Raw genomic sequence first — 6440 nt, 5'->3', positions numbered from 1 at the left:
TGAATAAACCTGATTACGGACCATAATGTGTCAACCATGTCTGCGCACATGTGTCAGCGATGTGTCCGGTCTCTACAGATCCTTCAAAAAGGGACCCGCCGTAAGGGCGGAAAGGTGACTTTGCGTCACCATCGCAAATGAATGCGCATATAACTTTCAAAACACATGACTCTAAAAGTCAAAGTCAAAGTCAAAGTCAAAGTCAAATGCGATCGGCGTGGGTTTTTACAGTTGTAAGCGCATTCATTGGCTATAATGACGCATAGTCACCTTTTCGCCCTTACGGCGAGTCACTTTTTGTCAAACGCGACAAAAAGTAACCAAAAAACGCTGCGCTCCATTCATCCGGCCCTACGCTTCGCTCCGGGTCCCCTCACTCCGGCCTTGCTCCCGGGAGGACCGCGCTGCAGGGCCCATCCTGGGCCCCAGCGCTTGACGGGCATCCATGCCCGTCACCTCCCTCCGCAAGGCCTGCGGAGGCCTCCTGAAGTCGCGAAGGTACGGGCGGCGCCTAGGCTGACGCAGCTGTCGCTAGTTGGCTGTGGAGTTAACCTTCTGATCGCCAAAAGCCAAAAGCCAAAAGCCAAAAGCCAAAAGCCAAAAGCCAAAAGCCAAAAGCCAAAAGCCAAAAGCCAAAAGCCAAAAGCCAACAGGCGTCAAAGGGCGTCGTGGCGAGCCAGGGCCCACTCCACGTGCTCGCGTACCAGCTCCGAAGGATCATCCCGCCGCGCGTTGAGCGCTTCCAAGACGGGAATGGTCGAAGGCGCATTCCCCAGCCCCACCGCCAGGTTACGCAAAAACCGCTCATACCCCGCCCGCCGCAGGGGCGAACCCTCGGTGCAGCCGAGAAAACGCTTTTCATCCCACAGGAACAACTCGGCCAGCTCGATATTGTCCAGCCCCCGGCGGGGCATGAAGTCGTCTTCGGTTGTGGTCTTGGCGAAACGGTTCCAAGGACAGACGATCTGGCAATCGTCGCAACCGAACACCCGGTTACCAATCAATGGCCGCAGTTCCAGTGGAATGGCACCGCGCAATTCGATAGTCAGGTACGAAATGCAACGCCGCGCATCGAGCTGGTAAGGCCCAACAAAAGCCTGGGTCGGACAGATGTCCAGGCACGCCTGGCAGCGCCCGCAATGGTCGCTACCTTGCACGCCATCAATCGGCAGCGGCAGGTCGACGAACAGCTCGGCCAGGAAGAAATAGCTGCCGGCCTTGCGGTTGAGCAACAGGGTGTTCTTGCCGATCCAGCCCAGGCCGGCCTCCTGGGCCAGGGCCTTCTCCAGCACCGGGGCGCTGTCGACGAAGGCACGGTAGCCAAAGGGGCCGATGGCCTCCTGGATGCGATCGGCGAAGTGCTGCACGCGTTTGCGCACCAGCTTGTGGTAATCGCGGCCCAGGGCGTAGCGCGAGATGTAGGCCTTTTCCGGTTCCGCCAGGCGCTTGGCCATCTGCGTGTCGCCGGGCAGGTAGTCCATGCGCAGCGAAAGCACCCGCAGCGTGCCGGGGATCAGCTCGGCCGGGCGCGAGCGCTTGTGGCCATGGTCGCCCATGTACTCCATCTCGCCGTTGTAGCCGGCAGCCAGCCAGCGCTGCAGGTGCTGTTCGTGCTCGCCAAGGTCGACGCCGGCGATGCCGACATGGGCAAAACCGAGTTCGCGGCCCCAATCCTTGATCGATTGGGCCAGTGTGGCGATGTCTGGGAGATTGGCGGACATGGATGAACAAGCATTACGAGCGGAGGTGCGTATAATTCTGCCAGACATCGGAGCCTTTGACCCCATGCCTCAGACCAAACACCCCCCATTACTGCTGAGTAGCCTGACCTTGGCCGGGCTGCCGCCCCGCGCCGCCGATGCCCACAAGGGCGATTTCGGCCATGTGCTGGTGATTGGCGGCGACCTGGGCACCGGCGGCGCAGTGATGCTCAGCAGTGAGGCAGCGCTGCGTTGCGGCGCCGGCCTGGTCAGCGTGGCGACCCGTGCCGAGCACGTCGGCGCAGGGCTGGCCCGCCTGCCGGAGGTGATGTGGCAGGGCGTGAGCTCAGCCAACCAGCTGCTTGGCCCGCTCGCACGGGCCTCGGTGCTGGTGGTCGGTCCCGGCCTGGGCCAGGCGGCCTGGGGCCGCAGCCTGCTGTCGGCGGTGAGCCATGCGCACCTGCCGCAGGTGTGGGACGCCGATGCCCTCAATCTGCTGGCCGCTGCGCCACTGGCGTTGCCCAGCGGCAGCATCCTCACCCCGCACCCGGGCGAGGCGGCGCGGCTGCTGGGCATCTCCACCGAGGCGGTGCAGGCCGACCGGCCGGGCGCCGCGCGCAAGCTGGCGCGGCGCTACGCCAGCGTCTGCGTGCTCAAGGGCGCGGGCACGCTGGTGGCCGACCCGGCCGGGCAACTGGCGCAGTGCGGGCGAGGGCACCCGGCCATGGCTGGTGCCGGGTTGGGCGATGTGCTTACCGGCGTGCTGGCGGCGTTGCTGGCCCAGGGGCTGGACGCCTGGCAGGCCGCGTGTCTGGGGGTATGGTTGCATGCCTGCGCGGGCGAGCGCCTGGGTGTCAAAGGCAGAGGGCTGGCGGCCAGTGATCTGGTCCCGGTCATTAGAGCGTTATTGGAGGAGCATTCAGCGTGTCAGGTGTAACCCTGTTTCTGGCCGACGAGCCAGCCACCGTCGCCTTTGGCGCCAAGCTGGCCGAAGTGACCAAAGGTCATGGCGTGATCTTTCTCGAAGGCGACCTGGGCGCCGGCAAGACCACGCTGTCCCGTGGCCTGATCCGCGGCCTGGGCCACGACGGCCCGGTGAAAAGCCCGACTTTCACCGTGGTCGAACCCTACGAGATAGGCGACATCCGCGCCTTCCATTTCGACCTCTATCGTCTGGTCGATCCGGAGGAGCTCGAGTACCTGGGCATTCGCGACTATTTCGAGGGCGATGCGTTGTGTCTGTTCGAATGGCCGGATAAAGGCGCGGGCGTTTTGCCAAAGCCCGACCTGACCATTACCATAAGCCCGCAAGCGGGCGGACGTTCGCTGAACCTGTCGCCGCAGGGGGCACGCGGCGAAGCCTGGTGTGCCGTTCTGGCCAAAGAATTCAAACAGTAAGTGGGGAAAGGTATGCGCATACGCGCACTGGTCGCCGTCGTTGGGCTGCTGCTGACCGCGGTGACCGTTGACGCTCTGGCCGTCACTCAAGTCAAGAGCATGCGCCTGTGGCGCGCTCCGGACAACACGCGGCTGGTCTTCGACCTGTCCGGGCCTGTGCAGCACAGCGTCTTTACCCTGACCGCACCCGATCGCCTGGTGATCGACATCAACGGCGCGACCCTGGGCGCGCCGCTGAACGTCTCCACCTCGAACACGCCGATCACCAGCGTGCGCTCGGCCCAACGCACGCCCACCGACCTGCGGGTGGTGGTCGACCTGAAAAAGGCCGTCTCGCCCAAAAGCTTCGTCCTGGCGCCGAATGCCCAGTACGGCAACCGCCTGGTGGTCGACCTGTACGACCAGGAAGCTGACGCTATCGCCGCCAGCAACCCGACCCCGCCACCGACGCCGCAGCCTCCGGCCACCACGCCGGCGGTGCCGGTCACCCCGGCGCAACCGGCGATCAAGCTGCCGCCGGCGCCGGCCGGCAAGCGTGACATCGTGGTTGCCATCGATGCCGGCCACGGTGGCGAAGACCCGGGCGCGTCCGGCTCGCGCGGCCAGCACGAGAAAGACATCGTGCTGGATATCGCCAAGGAGCTGCAGCGCCAGATCAACTCCGAGAAGGGCTACCGCGCCGAGCTGACCCGTACCGGCGATTACTTCATCCCGCTGCGCAAGCGCACCGAGATCGCCCGCAAGAAAGGCGCCGACCTGTTCGTCTCGATCCACGCCGACGCCGCGCCGTCCAAGGCCGCCTTCGGCGCCTCGGTGTTCGCCCTGTCCGACCGTGGCGCCACCTCCGAGACCGCCCGCTGGCTGGCCGACACGGAAAACCGCTCCGACCTGATCGGCGGTGCCGGCAATGTCAGCCTCGACGACAAGGACCGCATGCTGGCCGGTGTGCTGCTCGACCTGTCGATGACCGCCACCCTCAGCTCCAGTCTCAACGTCGGCCAGAAGGTGCTGGGCAACATGGGGCGGGTCACGCCGCTGCACAAGCAGCGCGTGGAACAGGCCGGATTCATGGTGCTGAAATCGCCGGACATTCCGTCGATCCTGGTCGAGACCGGCTTCATCTCCAACGCCAACGAGGCCGCCAAGCTGGCGACACGTAGCCATCAGCAGGCACTGGCGCGCTCGATCCACACCGGCGTGCGCCAGTTCTTCCAGCAGAACCCGCCACCGGGCACCTACATCGCCTGGCTGCGCGACAGCGGCAAGATCGCCCAGGGGCCGCGTGAGCACACCGTGCGTCCCGGCGAGACCCTGGCGATGATCGCGGTGCGCTACCAGGTCAGCGTTGCCAGCCTGCGCAGCAGCAACAGCCTGAAAACCGACGAGCTGAAGGTCGGCCAGCACCTGGATATCCCCACCACCGCCCTGGCGTCCCAGCAATGAGTGGCGGTTCGCGTATCCAGCTGCTCAGCCCGCGGCTGGCCAACCAGATCGCCGCCGGCGAGGTGGTCGAGCGCCCCGCGTCGGTGGCCAAGGAGCTGCTGGAAAACAGCCTCGACTCCGGTGCCCGGCGCATCGAGGTCGAGGTCGAGCAGGGTGGCGTGAAGTTGCTGCGGGTGCGCGACAACGGCAGCGGCATCGCCCCGGACGACCTGCCGCTGGCCCTGGCGCGCCACGCCACCAGCAAGATCCGCGAACTGGAGGACCTCGAAGGCGTGCTCAGCCTCGGTTTTCGCGGCGAGGCCCTGGCCTCGATCAGCTCGGTGGCGCGCCTGACCCTGACCTCGCGTACCGCCGACGCCAGCGAAGCCTGGCAGGTGGAAACCGAAGGGCGCGAGATGACGCCGCGGGTGCAGCCTGCCGCGCATCCGGTCGGCACCTCGGTCGAAGTGCGCGACCTGTTTTTCAACACCCCGGCCCGACGCAAGTTTCTCAAGGCCGAGAAGACCGAGTTCGATCACCTGCAGGAAGTGATCCGGCGCCTGGCGCTGGCGCGCTTTGATGTCGGCTTCCACCTGCGCCACAACGGCAAGACCATCTTCAGCCTGCACGAAGCAGCCGACGAGATGGCCCGCGCGCGGCGCGTGGGCACCATCTGTGGTCCGGGCTTCCTCGAACAAGCGCTGCCGATCGACGTCGAGCGCAACGGCCTGCGGCTGTGGGGCTGGGTCGGCCTGCCGACCTTCTCGCGCAGCCAGGCCGACCTGCAGTACTTCTTCGTCAATGGCCGCGCCGTGCGCGACAAGCTGGTCGCCCACGCGGTGCGCCAGGCCTATCGCGACGTGCTGTTCAATGGCCGGCACCCGACTTTCGTACTGTTCCTCGAGTGCGACCCGACCGGGGTGGACGTCAACGTACACCCGACCAAGCACGAGGTGCGCTTCCGCGAAGGGCGCACGGTCCACGACTTCCTTTATGGCACCCTGCACCGCGCCCTGGCCGACGTGCGTCCGGAGGACCAGCTCGCCGCGCCCGCCGCGACCAGCGAGATGCTTCGCCCTAGCGGTCTGCAGGCCGGCGAGTTCGGCCCGCAGGGCGAGATGCGCCTGGCCTCGCCAGTGCTCGAGCAGCCCCAGGGCGAGGCGCGGCCGGCCTTTTCCTCCGGCGGTTCTGGCGCCGGCTATCAGTACCAGTACACCCCGCGCCCCGCGCAGCCGGTCAACGTCGGCGAGGCCCAGGCGGTCTACCGCGAGTTCTACGCGCCGCTGGACAACGCTACCGCCACGCCAAACGCGCTGCCGGAAAGCCAGGGCGACATCCCGCCGCTGGGCTACGCCCTGGCGCAGCTCAAGGGTATCTATATCCTCGCCGAGAACGCCGTCGGCCTGGTGCTGGTGGACATGCACGCCGCCCATGAGCGGATCATGTACGAGCGTCTGAAGGTGGCCATGGCCAGCGAGGGCCTGAGCGGCCAGCCGCTGCTGGTGCCCGAGTCGCTGGCGCTGAGCCAGCGCGAGGCCGATTGCGCCGAGGAGCACGCCCAGTGGTTCCAGCGCCTGGGCTTCGAGCTGCAGCGCCTGGGCCCGGAAACCCTGGCGATCCGCCAGATCCCGGCGCTGCTCAAGCAGGCCGAGGCTAACCGTCTGGTCCAGGACGTGCTTGCCGACCTGATGGAATACGGCACTAGCGACCGTATCCAGGCGCACCTGAACGAACTGCTCGGGACCATGGCCTGCCACGGCGCGGTGCGCGCCAATCGGCGCCTGGCCATCCCGGAGATGAACGCGCTGCTGCGCGACATGGAGAACACCGAGCGCAGCGGCCAGTGCAACCATGGCCGGCCGACCTGGACCCAGATGGGCCTGGACGACCTGGACAAGCTGTTCCTGCGGGGCCGATAAG

At 66.1% G+C, this 6440-nt stretch carries 5 protein-coding genes; 4 read left to right on the top strand and 1 reads right to left on the bottom strand.

All coding sequences use genetic code 11. The features are described 5' to 3' along the window. Window positions 1-656: 656 nt before the first annotated feature. Window positions 657-1721 carry a tRNA epoxyqueuosine(34) reductase QueG gene (gene queG / locus LU671_RS26410; protein WP_232857398.1) on the bottom strand — a complete coding sequence of 355 codons (1065 nt, stop codon included), beginning with the start codon at window positions 1719-1721 and terminating at the stop codon, window positions 657-659. Between the two features lie 64 nt (window positions 1722-1785). On the opposite strand from queG, the gene LU671_RS26405 reads away from it, so the two are divergent. Genes LU671_RS26405 through mutL form a run of 4 tightly spaced genes read left to right on the top strand, consistent with a single transcriptional unit; the run spans window position 1786 to window position 6439 of the window. After that, a complete protein-coding gene (locus tag LU671_RS26405) occupies window positions 1786-2637 on the top strand; it encodes an NAD(P)H-hydrate dehydratase (protein WP_232857396.1) in 852 nt (283 codons plus the stop codon). A gap of 8 nt (window positions 2638-2645) precedes the next feature. Further along, on the top strand, window positions 2646-3098 hold the full coding sequence (gene tsaE, locus LU671_RS26400) for a tRNA (adenosine(37)-N6)-threonylcarbamoyltransferase complex ATPase subunit type 1 TsaE (protein ID WP_420713658.1): 453 nt from the start codon (window positions 2646-2648) through the stop codon (window positions 3096-3098). After that, complete coding sequence (locus LU671_RS26395; RefSeq protein WP_420713625.1) at window positions 3099-4541, top strand: N-acetylmuramoyl-L-alanine amidase; 1443 nt, start codon at window positions 3099-3101, stop codon at window positions 4539-4541. Next, entirely contained in the window at window positions 4538-6439 is a 1902-nt protein-coding gene (gene mutL, locus LU671_RS26390; protein ID WP_203648185.1) for a DNA mismatch repair endonuclease MutL, read from the top strand. Before LU671_RS26395 ends, mutL begins: the two co-directional genes overlap by 4 nt. Window position 6440: the final 1 nt, after the last annotated feature.

This window comes from Pseudomonas sp. NMI760_13 (assembly GCF_021283245.1).
GTDB classification, from domain to species: Bacteria; Pseudomonadota; Gammaproteobacteria; order Pseudomonadales; family Pseudomonadaceae; genus Aquipseudomonas; species Aquipseudomonas peradeniyensis.
Note: the sequence above shows the minus strand (reverse complement) of the source record. Positions and strands in the feature narration are given on the sequence as shown.

Bases quoted from the DNA above. Each gene is read 5' to 3' on its own strand.
- queG (WP_232857398.1), bottom strand. From the start codon at position 1,721: ATGTCCGCCAATCTCCCAGACATCGCCACACTGGCCCAATCGATCAAG.
- LU671_RS26405 (WP_232857396.1), top strand. From the start codon at position 1,786: ATGCCTCAGACCAAACACCCCCCATTACTGCTGAGTAGCCTGACCTTG.
- mutL (WP_203648185.1), top strand. From the start codon at position 4,538: ATGAGTGGCGGTTCGCGTATCCAGCTGCTCAGCCCGCGGCTGGCCAAC.